14 protein-coding genes are annotated in these 16,926 nt (G+C 59.8%); 13 read left to right on the plus strand and 1 reads right to left on the minus strand.

Annotated features, from left to right (window positions below):
* The first annotated feature begins 44 nt into the window (after positions 1–44).
* Genes ACR0J7_RS18920 through ACR0J7_RS18930 form a run of 3 tightly spaced genes read left to right on the plus strand, consistent with a single transcriptional unit; the run spans position 45 to position 3,008 of the window.
* The gene (locus tag ACR0J7_RS18920) at positions 45–632 is read left to right on the plus strand and encodes a TRAP transporter small permease (RefSeq protein WP_209507970.1); all 588 of its coding nucleotides are present in this window, start codon (positions 45–47) and stop codon (positions 630–632) included.
* Entirely contained in the window at positions 633–1,922 is a 1,290-nt protein-coding gene (locus ACR0J7_RS18925; RefSeq protein WP_209599366.1) for a TRAP transporter large permease, read from the plus strand.
* A 24-nt stretch (positions 1,923–1,946) separates the two neighbouring features.
* Entirely contained in the window at positions 1,947–3,008 is a 1,062-nt protein-coding gene (locus ACR0J7_RS18930; RefSeq protein WP_480915256.1) for a TRAP transporter substrate-binding protein, read from the plus strand.
* 30 nt (positions 3,009–3,038) lie between these two features.
* Here the strand turns inward: ACR0J7_RS18930 and ACR0J7_RS18935 are convergent, their stop codons facing one another.
* Positions 3,039–3,509 carry a tetratricopeptide repeat protein gene (locus tag ACR0J7_RS18935; protein WP_480477549.1) on the minus strand — a complete coding sequence of 157 codons (471 nt, stop codon included), beginning with the start codon at positions 3,507–3,509 and terminating at the stop codon, positions 3,039–3,041.
* 33 nt (positions 3,510–3,542) lie between these two features.
* Here ACR0J7_RS18935 and ACR0J7_RS18940 point away from each other — a divergent pair, with 33 nt between their 5' ends.
* From ACR0J7_RS18940 to rfbA, 10 genes are all read left to right on the plus strand, one after another.
* Positions 3,543–4,796, plus strand: a complete 1,254-nt coding sequence (locus ACR0J7_RS18940; RefSeq protein ID WP_480901013.1) for a cytochrome-c peroxidase — start codon at positions 3,543–3,545, stop codon at positions 4,794–4,796.
* A gap of 134 nt (positions 4,797–4,930) precedes the next feature.
* Entirely contained in the window at positions 4,931–6,037 is a 1,107-nt protein-coding gene (locus ACR0J7_RS18945) for a saccharopine dehydrogenase family protein (RefSeq protein WP_480508683.1), read from the plus strand.
* A 3-nt stretch (positions 6,038–6,040) separates the two neighbouring features.
* Positions 6,041–7,552 carry an L-piperidine-6-carboxylate dehydrogenase gene (gene amaB / locus ACR0J7_RS18950; RefSeq protein ID WP_480871486.1) on the plus strand — a complete coding sequence of 504 codons (1,512 nt, stop codon included), beginning with the start codon at positions 6,041–6,043 and terminating at the stop codon, positions 7,550–7,552.
* Positions 7,553–7,827: 275 nt separating this feature from the next.
* Positions 7,828–8,724: a cyanophycinase gene (locus ACR0J7_RS18955; protein WP_480915258.1), complete on the plus strand. Its 897-nt coding sequence runs from the start codon at positions 7,828–7,830 to the stop codon at positions 8,722–8,724.
* A gap of 15 nt (positions 8,725–8,739) precedes the next feature.
* A complete protein-coding gene (gene cphA, locus ACR0J7_RS18960; protein ID WP_480774354.1) occupies positions 8,740–11,541 on the plus strand; it encodes a cyanophycin synthetase in 2,802 nt (933 codons plus the stop codon).
* A 14-nt stretch (positions 11,542–11,555) separates the two neighbouring features.
* Positions 11,556–13,301 (plus strand): Mur ligase family protein, encoded by a 1,746-nt coding sequence (locus ACR0J7_RS18965; RefSeq protein ID WP_480871487.1) that lies wholly within the window; start codon positions 11,556–11,558, stop codon positions 13,299–13,301.
* A 142-nt stretch (positions 13,302–13,443) separates the two neighbouring features.
* Positions 13,444–14,001, plus strand: coding sequence for a dTDP-4-dehydrorhamnose 3,5-epimerase (rfbC, locus tag ACR0J7_RS18970; RefSeq protein ID WP_480488984.1), 558 nt, complete (start codon positions 13,444–13,446; stop codon positions 13,999–14,001).
* Positions 14,002–14,004: 3 nt separating this feature from the next.
* A complete protein-coding gene (gene rfbB / locus ACR0J7_RS18975; RefSeq protein ID WP_209508309.1) occupies positions 14,005–15,048 on the plus strand; it encodes a dTDP-glucose 4,6-dehydratase in 1,044 nt (347 codons plus the stop codon).
* Entirely contained in the window at positions 15,045–15,911 is an 867-nt protein-coding gene (rfbD, locus tag ACR0J7_RS18980; RefSeq protein ID WP_480871488.1) for a dTDP-4-dehydrorhamnose reductase, read from the plus strand. The genes rfbB and rfbD overlap by 4 nt, the downstream gene beginning before the upstream one ends.
* A complete protein-coding gene (rfbA, locus tag ACR0J7_RS18985) occupies positions 15,908–16,798 on the plus strand; it encodes a glucose-1-phosphate thymidylyltransferase RfbA (protein WP_480484785.1) in 891 nt (296 codons plus the stop codon). Before rfbD ends, rfbA begins: the two co-directional genes overlap by 4 nt.
* Positions 16,799–16,926: the final 128 nt, after the last annotated feature.

The raw sequence follows: 16,926 nt of genomic DNA on the forward strand, positions 1-16,926 counted from the left end.
GACGACCGCGGGACACACCTGCGGCTGAACAAGGGAGGATCCGCATGGGCGGACTGGCATCGGTGCTTGCGCCGATTGCATTTGTGAACGAAACCGTGCTGCGTCTGGGCCGCGCGGTTGGCGTTGTTGCGATTGCATTCATGGTCATCGCAATCCTGATTCAGGTGTTCTTCCGATACGTTCTGGGCAACGCCCTGCCCTGGCCGGATGAGGCCGCGCGGTTCTGTATGTTGTGGATGACCGGATTGATGGCACCGACGGCCTTTCGGCGCGGCGGGTTTGTAGCTATCGACATGCTGCAACGGTTTCTGCCGCGTATGCTCGGCCTGTCGCTCAATCTGTTCCTCCTGCTGATCTCGCTGGCCGTGCTTTTGGTTGCGGTCAATATCGGCTGGTCCGAGGTCACGGGCTTTGGCGGCAGGTTCGCCACCGCCGCCCTGTACCTGCCGACATCGCTTGGGTTTGACGAGTGGTATCGCATTCCGCGCAGCTGGATGATGGCTTCGCTGCTGGTGGGCATCATTCTGCTGATCTCGGTCAATATCGAGCTTATCCTGCGTTCCGTGGTCACCTTGCTTGGCGGCGCGCATCTTTTGCCGGACATTCCCGACGCAGCCGTGGGGGCCGAATAAATGCTGATCTGGTTCCTGCCCACTTTCCTGATTTTCCTGTTGATCGGCCTGCCAGTCTTCTTCGCGCTTCTGGCAGCACCCGGCATTCTGCTGTGGCTGAACGGACAGACGAATGACATCACCCTGCTTTATCGCAATGTCTACAACGGCATGGACAGCTTTCCGCTGATGGCCATCCCGTTCTTCATGCTGGCCGGTGAAATGATGAACCGTGGCGGCATTACCATCCGCCTCGTCGAATTCAGCCAGGCCCTGATGGGCCATCTGCGTGGCGGGCTGGCGCATGTAAACGTGCTGAGCTCGATCCTGTTCGCGGGCCTTTCGGGATCTGCGGTGGCTGATACATCCGCCCTGGGGTCGATGCTGATCCCGGCGATGGAAAAACAGGGCTACACCCGAAAATTCGCCGCCGCCATCACAGCCGCGAGTTCGGTGATCGGGCCGATCATCCCGCCCTCGGGCATTATGATCATCTATGCCTATGTCATGGGAGAAAGCGTGGCCGCCCTGTTTCTTGCAGGCATCGTGCCCGGAATCATGGTGGGTGTCGGCCTGATGGTGATGATCAAATTCATGGCCGACAAGTACGATTTTCCCGTCGCCAGCCGGAAATACACATGGGATGAGCGGCGCAAAGCCAGCCTCAAGGCGTTCTTCCCGCTGATGACGCCGGTGATCATACTGGGCGGCATTCTGGGGGGCATCTTTACTCCGACCGAGGCCGCCGCTGTTGCTGTGGGCTACGCCTTTATCATCGGATTTTTCGTTCTGCGTACACTGACCCTGAGGGAAATTCCGGATGTTCTGAGCAATGCAGGTATGACGTCGGCTGTGGTGCTGCTGCTGGTTGGCGCAGCAATGGCGTTCAAGACCGTGGTCAGCCTGAGCCATGCCCCGGAACAATTGGCCTCGTTGATCCTCAGCCTGTCGGAAAATCCGCTGATCCTGTTATTCCTGATCAACCTGCTGCTGTTCATCGTCGGCATGTTTCTGGATGCAGGCCCTGCGATCATCATCCTTGGCCCAATCCTTGGCCCGATCTTCACCAGCCTTGGCGTCGACCCGATCCATTTCGCCATCATCATGAGCGTCAATCTGACCGTGGGTCTTGCCACGCCCCCCATGGGGCTGGTGCTGTTCGTGGCCGCCGCCGTGTCGCGGGAGCGGGTCGAGACAATCGCCAAGGCGATCCTGCCGTTTCTGGCGGTCGAAATCATCGTGATCTTTCTGATCACCTACATCCCCGCACTATCCATGACGATCCCGAGGATAACGGGATTTGCAAATTGACTGAGTATCACAGGGAGGAAACGCATGCTCGGAAACTTCATAAAAACAGCGGCGATTGCCACATCGCTTGTGGCCGCGTCTGTGGTCGCGGCGACGGCTGCGGACTATACGCTGCGCGCCACTGCCAATTCGAACGAAAATGACGAGGATTACGACGGTCTGATCGTTTTCAAGAGCTATGTCGAGGCGGCGTCGAACGGCGCCATCGAGGTTGAGTTGTTCATCGGCACCCAGCTGTGTTCGAACGGTGCTGAATGCCTGCAGGGCGTTGCGGATGGCACCATCGATATCTATATCTCTACCTCGGGCGGGGCGTCGGGCATCTTCCCCTATGTGCAGGTTCTGGATCTGCCCTATCTGATGGCTGATGACCGGATCGCCGAGCATGTTCTGTCGGGCGATTTCACCCGCACCATGCGCGACATGGCGCTTGAGGATTCCGGTGGCGCAATCCGCCTGATGACCATCGGCAACACCGGTGGCTGGCGCAACTTCGCCAACACAAAACACCGCGTCGCCGAGCCTGCCGACATGGAAGGTCTGAAAATCCGCACCGTTGTCGCCGACCTGCCACAGGAACTGGTCAAGGCACTGGGCGCGTCACCTACACCGATCCCGTGGCCGGAACTCTTCACCAGCTTCCAGACCGGCGTCGTCGAGGGGTCAAAGAACGGCATCACCGACATCATGGGCATGAAGTTCCCGGATGCCGGCCTGCAATTTGTCACGTTGGACGGGCACGCCTATATGGGTGCGCTGTGGTGGATGAACAACGCCAAATTCCAGGCGATGCCGGAAGATATGCGTCGGGTCGTTGTCGATGGGTTCTACGCCCTGCAACAGGCCACCTTTGCATCGCCCAAGCGCAAGTCGATCCAGGCCTATGAGGACTTCGTCGCAGGTGGCGGCGACCTGTATGTCCCAACGCCCGAACAGAAGGCGGCGTTCAAAGCTGCGGCTTCGCCTGTCTATGACTGGTTCCAGACCAATGTTGCCCGTGGTGATGAAATCTTTGCCGCGCTGACCGAAGCGGTCGCGGCGGCTGAGGCGGACGTGAACGCCTCGCGCAATGCGGACCTGAACTAAACGGATGGGTCGGGCCTTGTGGCCCGGCCCTTATCGAAACGGGTACATCCACCCTTTGTAGTCGTTGACCAGAACATGCGCCTTCTCGATCTGCTCCGGCGACATTTTCTTGATCACTTCCTCAAGGCTGATCGCTGCATCGGGATCGCCGCCAATGGCGCTGAGCGTGTACCACATATAGGCCCGCACCAGATCGGGGGCGGGCAATCCCAGACCCAGTTCGTAGTACCAGCCGACCCCCGACTGCGCCCCCGGATGCCCCTTCATCGAGGCACGCAGATACCATTCAAACGCCCTTTCATGGTCCTGCTCGACCCCAAGACCCAGCCCGTACATCACACCAATCAGTTCCTCGGCCTCGGCATTGCCCGACCGGGCGGCGGGCAGCAGTTCCGCGCGCGCGGCTTCAAACTCTCCGGCCTCCATCATGTCACGGGCCTGTTCCAGCTCAGCCAGAGCCGGGGTCGCAAGAAAACAAAGGGTAAAGAGAAACTGGCGCATTGGGCGATTGTCCTCGTTTGGGCGGGGGCCGCGGTGGCGCAGGACCTGCCGCGCCCGCTGACAGATGATGACTTTATCCCATTTGATATGGAACAGGCCACTATCGGTCATCAACTGTTTTACGATCCGATCCTGTCAGGCAATCAGAACATTTCGTGCGCCCATTGCCACCACCCCGATTTCGGCACCTCCGACGGGTTATCCCTGGGGATCGGCGAAGGCGGACAGGGTCTTGGACCGGAGCGCACACCGGGTACCGGGGCGGACAAGATCCGCAAACGCATTCCCCGAAATGCGCCGGGGTTGTGGAACCTCGGGGCCAAGGACATCCGTACCGTTTTCCACGATGGCCGCCTGAGCATCTCGGACCTCTATGGCAACGGGTTCAATTCGCCTGCACAGGAATGGCTGCCCGGGGGATTGAACTCGCTTCTGGCGGCGCAGGCCTTGTTCCCGCTGACCGCGCAATTCGAGATGGCCGGTAATGTCGCTGAAAATCAGGTGACCGGCGCGGTTCACGACAGGATCGACAAGGGCTGGCCGATCCTTGCCAAACGCGTGCGGACCGATCCGCGTTATGGCCCTGCCATAGTCGCGGCTTTTGACAACATCGAGACCACCGAAGACATCACGATCACCCAGATCGCCAACGCGCTGGCGGCCTTCATGGCCATCGAGTGGCGCAGCACCGACAGCCCATTCGACCAGTACTTGGCCGGGGACAAGGATGCGCTGTCAGACATCCAGAAAGACGGGATGAACCTGTTTTATGGCAATGCGCGATGCGCGACCTGCCATGCGGGTCCGTTGATGTCGGACCAAGAGTTTCACGCGCTAGGTTTGCCCCCTTTCGGGCCGGGCCGGACCCGGCAATGGGACCCATATGCGCGGGACGTTGGACGGATGGCGGAAAGCAACCGTCTGGAAGACGCCTATCGCTTTCGCACGCCGATGCTGCGCAATGTCGCCCTGACTGCGCCTTATGGACATAACGGCGCTTTTGCGGATCTCGAAAGCATGATCCGTCACCATCTTGACCCCCAGACCAGCCTTGCCAAATGGAAACCCGACATGGCTGCGTTGCCCAAGGTCCCCTGGTTGCAAGAGGTGGATTTCGTGGTGTGGGACGACCGGTTCGAGATGGAGCGCCAGCGCAGCAGGATCGACATTGTGCCAATGACGCTTTCGGATGCGGAAATCGCCGCTCTGGTCGCTTTTCTGCATTCCTTGACGGGCACTGGCGTTAGCTCTCCTCCTTTCGGGGTGCCGGCCGAATTCAACCCCTGATGGCGGTCACGCCATAATGCCAATTATTCCGGCATAATGTCGGATAAGTCGATCACTTCGTCAAATTGCGGCCTATGAAATGTCTGGCCAGCCCTGCACCATAATATCAGGAACAGAATTTTACGGAGACGTTGATGTCCTGGAATATTTGCGTAATCGGGGCTGGCAAGATCGGTCAGATGATCGCGACGCTGCTGAGGGCCTCGCCAAACTATACAGTGACTGTGGCTGACCATGACCTGAAAGCACTGGGTGAAATCACAAGGCTTGGGATTGGAACAAAGCAGATTGATGCCCGGGATGCGGATCGTCTGGCAAAGGAGCTGACCGGGTTTAACGCCGTGGTATCAGCGGCACCGTTCTTTCTTACCCCAAACATTGCCAAGGCCGCCAAAGAGGCGGGCGCGCATTATTTTGACCTAACCGAAGACGTCGCGGCCACCGAGGCCGTACGCCAGCTGGCCGAAGGCAGTGAGACGGCTTTCATGCCGCAATGTGGACTGGCACCTGGTTTTGTGGGCATCTCCGGAGCCGCGCTTGCAGCGGAGTTTGATGAGCTGGACAGCCTGCATATGCGGGTGGGCGCGCTGCCGCTTTATCCGACCAATGCACTGAAATACAATCTGACCTGGTCGACCGATGGGTTGATCAATGAGTACTGCAATCCCTGCGACGCCATTGTGAACGGCAAACTGGTCAAGACCGCGCCGCTGGAAGATTACGAGATTCTGGGTCATGATGGCGTGGAATACGAATGCTTCAACACCTCGGGCGGGTTGGGCACGCTGCCGGAAACGCTGGAAGGCAAGGCGCGGGCCGTGTCTTATCGCACGATCCGGTATCCCGGCCATTGTGAAATCCTGAAACTGCTGCTGCACGATCTGGGGCTGGAACGCCGCCGCGATCTGCTGAAAGAAATCTTCGAGACCGCCCTGCCCCGCACTGATCAGGACGTTGTGCTGGTCTATTGCACGGCCAAGGGCATGATCAACGGCGTTCTGCGCGAGAAATCCCTGATCAACAAGAGCTTTTCCCGAACCATCAATGGGCAGGTCTGGAGTGCCATTCAGGTCACCACAGCTGCGGGTATTCTGGGCGTCGTTGACCTGATGCGCACCGGCACGCTGCCTTCGAAAGGGTTCGTCCGGCAGGAACAGGTCAAACTGAACGACTTCCTGAATACAGAATTTGGCCAGCTGTATCGTGCTGGTGACGTGACCCGGCAAAACAAGGCGGCCTGAGATATGAAAGACATCGTAATGACAGCCCAAACCACGCTTGCAAATCTGGATCTGACAGACGCCGCATTGAAGGGCGGCACTCTGAAGGTGACGTCGCCGATTGACGGCTGCCTGCTGGCCGATGTGCATGAAACGCCGGCCACCGAAATGGACGCGATCATTGCCCGCGCCAAAAACGCGTTCAAGGCGTGGCGCGTTGTGCCGGCCCCGCGTCGGGGCGAGCTGATCCGCCTGCTGGGCGAAGAGCTGCGTGCGGCCAAGGACGATCTGGGCGCGCTTGTCAGCTGGGAGGCCGGCAAGATCACATCCGAAGGTCTGGGCGAAGTGCAGGAGATGATCGACATCTGCGACTTTGCCGTTGGTCTGTCGCGTCAGCTTTATGGTCTGACCATCGCGTCGGAACGCCCAGGTCATCGGATGATGGAAACCTGGCATCCGGCGGGCCCGGTCGGAGTGATCTCGGCCTTCAATTTCCCAGTTGCGGTCTGGTCGTGGAATGCCGCTTTGGCACTGGTCTGTGGCGATCCGGTGATCTGGAAACCGTCCGAGAAGACCCCGCTGACAGCGATGGCCTGCCAGAAGATCTTTGAACGCGCGCTGGTGCGGTTTGGCGATGCCCCCGAAGGGTTGCTTCAGGTCCTGATCGGTGGCGCGGAGTTGGGCGAGGCGCTGGTGGCCAGCGAAGATGTTCCGATCATCTCGGCCACAGGGTCCACACGAATGGGCCGTGCGGTTGCGCCCATTGTTGCGGCACGCTTTGGCAAGTGCATTCTGGAGCTGGGTGGCAACAACGCGATGATCGTCGGCCCTTCGGCGGATCTGGAAATGGCCGTGCGCGCCATTGTCTTCTCGGCCGTTGGGACCGCCGGTCAGCGTTGCACCACGCTGCGCCGTCTGATCGTGCACAACTCGATCCGTGAGGAACTGGTGGGCCGCCTGAAAAAGGCTTATGCCGGTCTGGCCATCGGCAATCCGCTGTCTGAGGGCACGTTGATCGGGCCACTGGTGGATGAGGCATCGGGTGCCGCCATGACATCCGCACTGGAGGCCGCAAGGGCCGAAGGCGGCACCGTGTTTGGCGGCGAACGTGTAACCGAAGGGCTTCCTGCGGGTGTCTATATGCAGCCCGCAATTGTCGAAATGCCCGGCCAAAGCGCGGTCGTGAAAACCGAAACTTTCGCGCCAATCCTTTATGTTATGGGCTACGACGACTTTGACGATGCGATCCAGCTTCAAAACGATGTGCCGCAAGGGCTGTCATCCTGTGTGTTCACGCTGAACATGCGCGAGGCCGAGCAGTTTCTGACTGCGGCGGGGTCGGATTGCGGTATTGCCAACGTCAACATAGGCCCCTCGGGCGCCGAGATCGGTGGCGCATTCGGTGGCGAAAAGGAAACCGGTGGCGGACGCGAAAGCGGCTCGGACGCGTGGAAAGCCTATATGCGCCGCCAGACCAACACCGTGAACTACTCGGCAGAGCTCCCGCTGGCGCAGGGTGTCAAATTCGACATCTGAACCAGCGCGCAAACTGACGGGCAATCTGATCCCCCCGGAGCTTTGATGTTTCGGGGGGATCGCTTTTGTCGTGCAGGGTTTGGCACTGGCAGGCTGAAGCAGGCACAAAACCGGTGGTTCTTGACGAAATCCCTGCCGTGCGGCATGTGATGTCGCTGGGGGGGGGAACGGCATGTCCGATAGGGTCAGATGGCCCGACACGGCATGTATGAACAGGTTAAGCGTCCGAGTGGCCCCGATGGCTGGCTGCTTTTATACCGGAAGGTAAGTAAGATATGTGCCCTGCACCCGTTGATGCAGAGACCCCGCGCGGGTTCATCATCCCGATCGGCGGCGGCGAAGACCGCGTCAAGGAAATGCAGATTCACCGCAAGTTCGTTGAGCTGTCTGGTGGTCCTGATGCCGATATTGTCGTGATCCCGACGGCCTCGATGTTGGAAGAGACCGGACCGGATTACAATCGCATCTTTTCCGAGCTGGGCGCGGGCAAGGTCGAATTTCTGCCCATCTCGCGGCGTGCTGATTGCGACAATCCCGATTATGCCGAGATGCTGGACCGCGCTACAGGGATATTCATGACCGGCGGCAACCAGCTGCGGCTGTCGGCGATTCTGGGTGGCACACTTGTGGCGCAGAAAATTCGGCGCCGGAATGCGGCCGGTGTGCCGGTTGCCGGCACTTCAGCCGGGGCGTCGATCATGTCCGAACACATGGTGGCCGGGGGCAGCAGCAACTCGGCTCCGGCTGAGGGCAATATCACGCTGGCTCCGGGCATGGGTTTGACCAACGCCGTCATCATCGACCAGCACTTCACACAACGCAATCGGCTGGGACGTTTGCTAACCGCTTCATCTTTCAACCCTTTTTTGATCGGACTGGGTATCGACGAAGACACGGCAGCCTTCATCGGACCCGAAAATGTCCTTGAAGTCGTGGGCAGCGGATCGGTTACCGTCGTGGACGCCAGTCATCTGACCCATTCATCGATGTGGGACGCGCGCCGCGGCGAAGCGCTGAGCCTGCTTGGACTTCGGCTTGACGTTCTGGGCGAAGGGTGCCGTTATGATCTGACGGCTCGCCAGGCTTTTCCGCCGGATGAGCATTTGGCGTTCTGCACATTGCCGGACATGTCCGGTCAAGAGGCCGCCAGCGGGGGGAAAACAAAAAGCTAACCAACGGGGAGCCTCATGAAAATAATCTCGACCAATGTCTTTGTCGGCCCGAATGTCTGGGCAAGTTTTCCGGTCATTCGCCACGTCATCGATCTGGGTGTTCTGGAAGAGTGGCCCTCGGCAAAAATTGGTTCCGAGTTTATTGACGCCTTGATCAAGGCGCTTCCCGGTCTGGCGGAACACGGCTGTTCCTATCGCGAACCCGGCGGCTTTATCCGCCGCCTGCGCGAGGATGAAGGCACCTGGCTGGGACATGTGCTGGAACATTGCGCCATCGAAGTTCAGAACGTGGCCGGGTCCGACGTGACCTTTGGACGTACGCGCGGCACAGGTGAGCCGGGCCAGTACAATATGGTCTATGAATACCGCCAGCGCGACGTCGGTCTGGATGCGGGCAATCTGGCGATGCGGTTACTGATGCACCTGCTGCCGCAATCCCTGAAAGATCAGGTGGATTACGAATTCGACCCGGACTTCAACTGGGATGAAGAACTGCGCAGCTTTGTGCTGCGGGCGCAACGCAAGGAATTTGGCCCATCGACCGGATCGCTGGTCAAGGCGGCGCAGGAACGCGACATTCCGTGGATCAGGCTGAATTCCGGCTCGCTTGTGCAATTTGGACACGGCAAGTTTCAGAAACGCATTCAGGCGACAATTACGTCCGAGACCAAGCATATCTCGGTCGAGATATCCTGTGACAAGGAAGACACCCATAATCTGCTGAACGATCTTGGCCTGCCGGTTCCGCAGCAGCGCATGGTCTATTCGGCCCGCGAGGCCGTACGCGCGGCAGCCCGGATCGGGTTTCCGGTGGTGGTCAAACCGTTGGACGCCAACCATGGGCGCGGCGTTTCGATCAATCTGAATTCCGATGCCGAGGTCGAGGCGGGTTTTGCCGAGGCCAAGGAGCATTCGCGCAGCCGCGCCATTCTGGTCGAGAGCTTCATCACCGGCTTTGATCACCGGATGCTGGTCGTGAACGACAAGCTGGTTGCGGTGGCCAAACGCGTCCCCGGCCATGTAATAGGCGACGGAACCCATACGATTGCCGAACTGGTCGACATCGTGAACCAGGACCCACGCCGGGGCATCGGGCACGAAAAAGTGCTGACCAGGCTCGAGCTGGACAATCAGGCTAACCGCCTGATGGAGAATGCGGGCGTGACGGAAGACACTGTCCTGCCCGAGGGTGAGGTTTTCTATCTGCGCTCGACCGCGAACCTGTCAACCGGTGGCACCGCCATCGATCTGACCGACGTGGTGCATCCTGACAACCGCGACATGGCCGAACGCGCCATCATGGCCGTCGGGCTGGATGTGGGCGGTGTCGATTTCCTGATCGACGATATCACCAAGTCCTACAAGGATATCGGTGGCGCGATTGTCGAAGTAAACGCCGCACCCGGTTTCCGGATGCATGTGGCCCCGTCCGAAGGTCAGCCGCGCGATGTGGCGGGCAAGGTCATCGACATGCTGTTCCCCGCCAATGAACAAACCCGCATCCCGATTGCGGCCATCACCGGCACCAACGGCAAGACGACCACGTCGCGGATGCTGGGTCATATCATGAAAACCAGCGGCAAGATCGTTGGCATGACCTCGACCGACGGCGTCTATGTGGATGGCAAGCTGAGCGTAAAAGGGGATATGACCGGCCCGAAATCGGCGCAGATCGTCCTGCGTGATCCGATGGTCGATTTTGCGGTGATGGAAACCGCGCGGGGCGGGCTGGTGCGCTCGGGTCTGGGCTATCAACGCTCGAACGTGGCAGCCTGTCTGAACGTCTCGGCAGATCATCTGGGCCTGGGCGGGATCAACACGGTCGAGGAGCTGGCCGTCGTCAAACGGGTGGTGGTGGAAAGCGCGACCGATACGGCCGTGCTGAACGCCGACGACATCAATTGTCTGAAGATGGCCGATTACGCCGGGGCGGATCAGATCTTCTATGTCACGACCAACCCCGGTCACAGTCTGGTCAAGGAACATATCAAGACAGGGGGCAAGGCCATCGTGCTGGAAAAAGGCATGAATGGCGACATGCTGACCATCTATGACAAAGGGCTTCACATCCCGGTTCTGTGGTCGCATCTGATCCCCGCCACGCTTGAAGGCAAGGCGATCTTCAACGTGCAAAACGCCATGGTCGCAGCTGCAATGGCCTATAGCTTTGGGGTCGATTTGGACAATATCCGGCATGGTCTGCGCACTTTCGACACCAGTTATTTCCAGGCACCGGGGCGGATGAATGTCTATGATGAACATCCCTTCAAGGTGATCCTTGATTACGGCCACAACCCGGCCGCGCTGAAGGCGATGGCCGCTTTGGCCGATCAGTTGGAGGTCAAGGGCCGCAGGCTGTGCGTTGTTGCGATGCCCGGTGATCGGCGCGATGAAGACATTGTTGATGGGGCCGCAGCGCTGGCCGGGCATTTTGACCACTTCATCTGCAAGGCCGATGACCGCCGCCGGGGTCGCGGGCATGACGAGGTGCCGCAAATGATGCGGCAGGCCCTGATCGATTGCGGGACACCGGATGAGGCAATCTCGATCATCCCGGATGAGGTTGAGGCCGTGACCACAGCGCTGGAGATGGCGGCACCGGGCGATCTGCTGGTGATCTTCGGAGATGACACCACACGCTGCTGGAAACAGATCATCTACTTCAACTCCGATGGAGAAACCTCTGAAACCGAGGCAGCACCCAGGACCAGCCCTGCCGACACCACGTTCGAGGACATGTTCGACAGCGATCAGAACCTGATCCGGGACGAACGCGGTGTAAGACTGGCGCGTGAAATCAGCGAAGACGCGGATTGAGCGGAGGTACCGGAATGGACCGGATCGAAGAGCTTGAAACCGCGCTGACCATCGAAAGCGCGACCGCTGATCATATTCAGGTGGATGACGCGCGGCGACTGACCGGCCCCGGCCTGTTATGGGATCACCCCGGCGCGGTGATGGATGTGTTTTTCACTATTATCGACCCCGCGCAGGTCATTGCACTGTGGGAAAAACACGCCCGGCGCGTTCTGGATGCGCTTGGCTGGCAGGATCAGGCACTGACCCACCGTACCTTTACCGGAGGCGTCAATCTGGCAATCTCGGCACCGATGGATCAGCTTTATTCCGCGATCTTTGCGGCTCAGACCGCCTGGCATTTCTGCGCGGCAGAGTTGCTGGAGACCACGCCGGGCGATTTTGATCAGATGATCCGGGACGTCAAAGGCGTCATGGCGAAGGAGGCCAATCCTGCGCTGATCGCCCTGATCGCGGCAGCCGACGCGCATGGTGTGGATATCCTGTGCGACGATGATGAGATTTCCATCGGGCATGGAACCGGCAGCCAAACCTGGCCTGTCGACGCGTTGCCCGCCCCGGATGACGTGGACTGGCCCGCCTTTCACAACATCCCCGTCGCCTTCATCACCGGCACCAACGGCAAGACCACCACGACCCGGTTGCTGGAGGCGATCGCCCGCGCCTCGGGCAAGGTCGCAGGGCTGACCTCGACCGAGTTTGTGCGGGTGGGTGACGATATTCTGGATCGCGGCGACTATTCCGGCCCCGGCGGAGGGCGGATGTTGCTGCGCGACAAGCGGCTTGAAATCGGATGCCTTGAAGTGGCCCGTGGGGGTATCCTGCGCCGCGGCCTGCCGACGCGTGCCGCCATGGCCGCCACTGTCACCAACGTGGCGAACGATCATCTGGGGCAATACGGCGTCAACACGGTGCCCGAGCTGGCTCAGGCGAAATTCGCCGTGCACCGGACACTGACCAAGGGCGGTGTTCTGGCCCTGAATGCCGATGATCCTTTTGTCCGTGCCGAGGCCGAAAACACGGCGGCGAATATCTGGTGGTTTTCACTGGATGCCGGGAATGATCTGATCCGTCGGGCGCGCGACGCGGGAACATGCTGCGCTTATGTCTCGCAGGGCAACATCGTCTTCTTTGACGGCCGGTCCGAGCATACGGTCATTGCCGTGTCCGACGTGCCCCTGACCATGGGCGGGGTCGCGAAATACAACATCCTGAACGCTCTGGCGGCTATGTGCCTTGCGCTGGCTTTGAAACTGCCGCTTGAAGCGGTGCGGCATGGGTTGGCCGGGTTCAAACCGGATGCCAAGGACAATCCGGGTCGCTGCAACGAATTCCAGCACAACGGCGCTCAGGTTTTCGTGGATTTCGCGCATAATCCGCATTCGATTTCTGCCGTGTGCGATGCGCTGTCGGCCTTGCCGGCAAAACGGCGGTTCATCATGCTCAGCCATGCCGGAGACCGCTCGGACCAGGACATTCGCGACGTCACCGCAACCGCCTTGAATTTCCAACCCGACGTGGTCGTTGCTGCTGAACTGGAAGGGTACCTACGGGGTCGCGCTTTGGGAGAGATACCGGACCTGATTGAAAAGTCGGCTCTGGAACAAGGGTATGACAAGACCCAGATCCAAAGGGCCGCATCCCCGTCCGAGGCCGCCGCGATGATCCTGAAACAGGTGGAACCGGGCGATCTAGCACTGCTGCTGGTTCTGTCGGAACGCGACGCCGTGCTTGAGATGCTGGACCAGCAGGTGACGTAGTGGGTTGAGGGAGCAGGAAGGCAGCGAGCCGCCATCTCCGGCTGCGGTCATCTAAGCAGCAAATTGCGCAACACCCTTGCATTGAAACCCAGCCTGACAATACTCGCCCAACACAGGCAACAGGTGGTTGAGGTTAGGTGTTATGGAGATTGAGCAGACGGGGTTGTCGGGTGTGTTGGTTATTCGCCCGCAGCGGCATGGGGATTTGCGCGGGTTTTTTTCCGAAAGCTGGAACAAGGCGCGGCTGGAGGAGGCTGGGGTTGTGTTGCCGGAATTTGTGCAGGACAACCATTCGCTGTCGTCCGCGGTGGGGACATTGCGCGGCCTGCATTTTCAGGCGCCTCCGCATGCGCAGGGCAAATTGGTGCGCGCGGGCCGGGGCGCGCTTTATGATGTCGCCGTCGATATCCGCAAGGGATCGCCAACTTATGGGCAATCTTTCGGCATCGAGCTCAGCTTTGAGAACGGGCGGCAGCTTTGGGTGCCGGCGGGATTTGCCCATGGTTTTGTGACGTTAGAGCCCGACACCGAAATCTGCTACAAATGTACCAGCTCTTACAATGCGGATGCCGATGGGGGTGTGCGCTGGGACAGCTGTGGTATTGATTGGCCCTTGCAGGGGAACCCGGTGCTGAGCGACAAGGACAGGATTGCGCCTGCGCTGGCCGATTTTGACAGCCCGTTTGTTTACGAAGGATAGAATATGAAACTGTTGGTGACAGGTGGTGCGGGTTTCATCGGGTCCGCGGTCGTGCGGCGTGCCATTGCGGACGGACATCAGGTCGTGAACCTTGATGCGCTGACCTATGCGGCCTGCCTCGACAATGTTGCCGAGGTTGCAGAGAACCCGAACTATGCCTTTGTTCACGCAGATATCCGCGACCCTGCGGCCCTGAAGGCGGTGTTTGCCGAGCATGCGCCTGATGCGGTGATGCACCTGGCGGCGGAATCCCATGTTGACCGGTCCATCGACGGGCCGGGGGCTTTCATCGAAACCAATGTCCTGGGCACATACAACATGCTGGAGGCGGCGCGCAGCTATTGGGCCGGACAAGGAAAACCGGACACTTTCAGGTTCCACCATATCTCGACCGATGAAGTCTTTGGCAGCCTGGGCCCCACCGGCCAGTTCACCGAGGATACCCCCTATGATCCGCGGTCACCCTATTCCGCGTCGAAAGCCTCCAGCGATCATCTGGTCCGGGCCTGGCACGAGACCTATGGCCTGCCGGTGGTGCTGACCAACTGTTCGAACAATTACGGGCCCTATCATTTCCCTGAAAAGCTGATCCCTGTTGTGATCCTGAACGCAATCGCGGGCAAGGCGCTGCCGATCTATGGCGACGGCTCGAATGTCCGCGACTGGCTGTATGTCGAGGATCACGCCGACGCGCTTTTGCTGGTGGTGCAAAAGGGGGCTGTCGGCCGGTCCTATAACATCGGTGGCGAGAACGAGCGCAGCAATCTGGAACTGGTGCAGACGCTGTGTGCGATCCTGGACGACCTGCGCCCGAAACCGCAGGGGGTCTATGCGGACCAGATCACCTTTGTCACAGACCGCCCCGGGCATGATGCGCGTTACGCCATCGATCCCTCGCGGATGCGCAACGAAATGAACTGGCGCCCGTCCGTGACGGTAGAGGAAGGTCTGCGCAGAACGGTTGAATGGTACCTGAACAATGAAGACTGGTGGCGGTCTTTACAGAACCGGTCCGGCGTTGGCGAACGGCTGGGGGTCAGCGCGTGAAACTTCTGGTCTTCGGGGCGACCGGTCAGCTGGGCCGGGAACTGATCCGGTGTGGCGGGGATATCTCGGTTGAAGCGCTTGGGCGCGACAAGGCGGATTTTACCGATCCCGAAGGGTGCGCGGCCCTGGTTCGCAACACCGATGCGGATGCGGTGATCAACGCCGCCGCATATACCGCCGTCGACAAGGCCGAAGCGGAGGAAGACCTTGCCCTGCTGATCAACGGAGCCACGCCCACGGCGCTGGCCAAAGCCGCGGCCGGGCGCGGATTGCCGTTTGTTCAGGTCTCGACAGATTATGTGTTTGACGGGGCGGGCACGGCCCCGTTCTTACCCAACCACGCGACCGGCCCGCTGGGCGCCTATGGGCGCACCAAGCTGGCGGGTGAGGCCGGTGTGATTGCGGCGGGCGGACCCCATGCAATCATACGAACCTCGTGGGTGGTGTCGTCACATGGGCATAACTTCGTCAAAACCATGCTGCGCCTCGGCAAAGAGCGTGACCACCTGACGATCGTCGCAGACCAGATTGGCGGTCCAACCCCGGCATCGGCACTGGCCGGGGCCTGTATCGGCGCGGCCCGCGCCCTTTTGACAAACCCGGATGAAAAGACCGGAATTTACCATTGCAGCGGTGGCCCTGATGTCAGCTGGGCCGATTTTGCGCGCGAGATCTTCGATCAGGCCGGTATTGACTGCAATGTCGAAGACATCCCGTCCAGCGCATACCCGACCCCCGCGAAACGCCCCCTGAACAGCCGCCTGGACTGCACGACACTGACAACGGAACTGGGCGTGCCCCGTCCGGATTGGAAGGCGGGCCTGCACAGCATACTTGAAGACCTTGGAGAGCTCGGCACATGACGACCCGGAACGGCAAGAAACGCAAAGGTATCATTCTGGCAGGCGGGTCAGGCACCCGTCTTTATCCGATCACGATGGGCGTCTCGAAACAGCTTTTGCCCATCTATGACAAGCCGATGATCTATTACCCCCTTTCGGTGCTGATGCTGGCCGGGATCCGCGACATCGCGATGATCACGACGCCGCAGGATCAGGAGCAGTTTCAGCGCCTGTTGGGTGACGGAAGCCAATGGGGCCTGTCCCTGACCTGGATTGTTCAACCTTCTCCTGACGGGTTGGCGCAAGCCTATATTCTGGCAGAAGATTTTCTGGATGGTGCCCCCTCGGCCATGGTGCTGGGCGACAACATCTTCTTTGGGCACGGCCTGCCCGAGATCCTGCAATCGGCAGACGCCAAAGAGACGGGTGGCACTGTCTTCGGCTATCGGGTCGCTGATCCCGAACGCTATGGGGTCGTGGCCTATGACGAGGCTGGCGCCGTCACCCAGATTGTCGAGAAACCCCAAGTGCCGCCATCGAACTACGCCGTGACCGGGCTGTATTTTCTGGACGGCTCTGCCCCTGAACGGGCCCGCGCCGTAAAACCGTCTGCACGCGGCGAGCTTGAGATTGTCACCTTGCTTGAAATGTACCTTGAGGCCGGGTTGCTCAGCGTCAACCGCATGGGGCGCGGTTATGCCTGGCTGGATACCGGAACCCACGCAAGCCTGCTGGACGCCGGAAACTTTGTGCGTACGCTTCAGGACAGGCAAGGCCTGCAAACCGGATCACCTGACGAAATCGCCCATACGCTGGGCTGGATCAGCGACCAGGACCTCGAAGCCCGCGCCCAAAGATTCGGCAAAAACGACTACGGCGAATACCTCAAGAACCTGCTGAACCATTAGCCGTTCAATAGCGGTATTGGCTTGGTTGAGTTTTTTGGTTTTGGTTGTGGGTTTGGTGGTGAGGTCTTATTTAGCGTGTTTGGATGTTGGGATGGGTTGGTCTGCCGCAGGGTAGCATCAGCCCTTTA

This window comes from Ruegeria sp. O4, assembly GCF_056535125.1.